Annotated in this window: 2 protein-coding genes; both read left to right on the forward strand. The window is 46.9% G+C overall.

What is annotated here, in order from left to right; translation table 11 throughout:
• On the forward strand, window positions 1–939 hold a 939-nt coding region (locus tag E2K52_RS14030), incomplete at its 5' end, for a phosphoenolpyruvate carboxylase (protein WP_227548252.1).
• 297 nt (window positions 940–1,236) lie between these two features.
• Window positions 1,237–2,535 carry a solute carrier family 23 protein gene (locus tag E2K52_RS14035; protein ID WP_151205632.1) on the forward strand — a complete coding sequence of 433 codons (1,299 nt, stop codon included), beginning with the start codon at window positions 1,237–1,239 and terminating at the stop codon, window positions 2,533–2,535.
• Window positions 2,536–2,692: the final 157 nt, after the last annotated feature.

Below are 2,692 nucleotides of genomic sequence, written 5' to 3' on the forward strand. Positions count from 1 at the left end.
TTTCAGGCTGCCTTAACTGCACCGGACCATCACCGGTTAAAGCCTACCAGCTTTGTGGTGGTGCCTGATGAGCAGCGTGAAGCTTTTGGACTTTTATTGTCTCAGGCGTTGATTGATCTGGGTGAAAAAATGATTCGCTTTAAGTTTGGTCTGGAAGGCATTGCCCTGCAAAACCTGGAAATTTATAGCGCTGCAACCCTAGAAGCCACCCTGTTGCCACCCCCTGAGCCTAAACCGGAATGGCGTGAACTGATGCACCAGATGACTGATCTGTCGGTTCAGGTCTATCGCCAGACAGTTCGTGAAAATCCTCATTTTGTCAAATACCTGCGCACTGTAACGCCGGAGCTGGAATTGCAGATGTTACCACTCGGTTCACGCCCGGCCAAACGTAAAGTTAGTGGCGGGATTGAATCCCTGCGCGCCATTCCCTGGGTATTTGCCTGGACTCAAATTCGTCTCATGTTGCCGGCTTGGCTAGGCACAGGCGCTGCCATTAATCAGGTGATCGATCAGGGGCAAAAAGAGCTGCTGAATGAAATGCTGCAACAATGGCCGTATTTCCAGACCCTGATTGATATGCTGGAAATGGTGCTTTCCAAAGCAGATGGTCATGTGGCGCTGTATTATGAGTCGCATTTAACCGAGGATGAAGATCTAAAAGTCTTGGGCAATGAACTGCGTCAACGTTTAAAAGACGCGGTACAAACCCTGCTGGCGTTAAAAGGCGAATCAAAACTGCTGACCAGCAATGACATCCTGGATCAGTCCATGCGTGTGCGAAAGCCTTATCTGCTTCCCCTGCACCTGTTACAGGCCGAACTGATGAAACGCCGCCGCAGCTATCTGGCTGAGCAAAATGCCGAGCATACCCCGGTTGACCATGCCTTGATGGTCAGTATTGCCGGAATTGCTGCCGGTTTACGCAACACCGGCTGATCTGTTCAGCTTAACTGAAAGCACATCTACCCGATGTGCTTTTTTATTGAGCAGTCAATTGCAGAAATAATATTTATTTCATAAATCGAATAAAATTTATTTATACATGACATAGAGCCATAATCAATTAATCAATCCACTGATTTATTTTTATTTTTAATATAAATACTTTTACCGATTGGTAAATTATTTAAGAAACTCAGTGAATTAATTTGAACAAAATACGACTGGCAGCAATTAAATCTTCTACAGAACCAGAGTATGATGTGCACAATTTATCTTAAGAGTGCTCATTTTATGGCCAACTGGTTTCCAAAATGGCGCCCCTATCAGGGCAATATTGATGCACGACCGGTAGGTACTGCAGAATATTTACCTCCTGCACAAACTGTGGTGCTTGGTGTCCAACATGCCTTTGCCATGTTTGGTGCAACCGTGCTGGCGCCTTTTTTAATGGGATTTGATCCCAATCTGGCCATTTTAATGTCCGGCATCTGTACCCTGCTATTTTTTCTGATCACCGGGGGACGTGTTCCAAGTTATTTGGGTTCCAGTTTTGCCTTTATTGGTGTGGTGATTGCCGCAACCGGTTATGCCGGTGCAGGCGGCGGTTTAAATCCGAATATTGGAGTGGCAGCAAGCGGGATTATTGCCTGCGGTATTTTATATGCCTTGATTGGGGTGGTGGTCATGGCCACCGGTACACGCTGGATTGAAAAACTGATGCCACCAGTGGTGACTGGCGCTGTGGTCATGATCATTGGCCTGAATCTGGCACCTGCCACCGTGAAAAACGTGATGGGCAATGATTTCAACTCCTGGATGGCCTTGCTGACCGTGATGTGTATGGGGTCGATTGCCGTCTTTACCCGTGGCCTGCTGCAGCGTTTGTTATTGCTGATCGGTCTGCTGCTGGCCTATTTGGTCTATTATCTTCTGAGCAATGTCATGGGTTATGGCACCGCCATTAACTTCTTGCCGGTTCAGCAAGCCGCCTGGTTCGGGATTCCCGAGTTTCATTCTCCGACCTTTGATGCCAATGCCATGCTGATCATTGCACCGATTGCATTTATTTTGGTGGCCGAGAATCTGGGGCATATCAAAGCCGTAGGTGCTATGACAGGTGAAAACCTTGATCCGCACATTGGCAAAGCCTTCGTGGCCGATGGCATCGCCACCTCGCTTGCAGGCAGTGTCGGTGCTCCTGGCATGACCACCTATGGTGAAAATATCGGGGTGATGGCTGTGACCCGGGTGTACTCGACCATCATTTTTGCCGTGGCCGGTGTTTTTGCCATTTTCCTCGGATTATCGCCCAAGTTTGGTGCCATTGTGCATACCATTCCAACCGCCATTCTGACCGGGGCATCGATTGTGGTATTTGGTCTGATTACCATTGCTGGTGCAAAAATCTGGATTGAAAACAAAGTCGATTTTTCACAAAATAAAAACCTGATGGTCGCAGCCGTGACCATTATTCTGGGCACAGGAGACTTTGCCCTGAACTTCGGTAATTTTACGTTGGGCGGTATTGGCACAGCAACCTTTGCAGCGCTCTTTCTGAACTGGTTCTTTGCTTTGGGTGAAAAAAAATAAGCCAGATTCATATAAAAAAAGCAGCCATAAGGCCACTGCTGTCCCATAGTTTGCTTTAAATAAAAAAACCTGAGTCCTAACAGTTAAAATATGAGTGCAAACAAACACTTTAACGACTAGGATTCAGGTTTTGTCACATCAGAATACCGTATTTCAT

It is taken from the genome of Acinetobacter sp. RF14B (assembly GCF_006864105.1).
In the GTDB taxonomy this organism is placed as follows: domain Bacteria; phylum Pseudomonadota; class Gammaproteobacteria; order Pseudomonadales; family Moraxellaceae; genus Acinetobacter; species Acinetobacter lwoffii_C.

Coding starts and splice junctions, on each gene's coding strand:
- E2K52_RS14035 (WP_151205632.1), top strand. CDS start 1,237: ATGGCCAACTGGTTTCCAAAATGGCGCCCCTATCAGGGCAATATTGAT.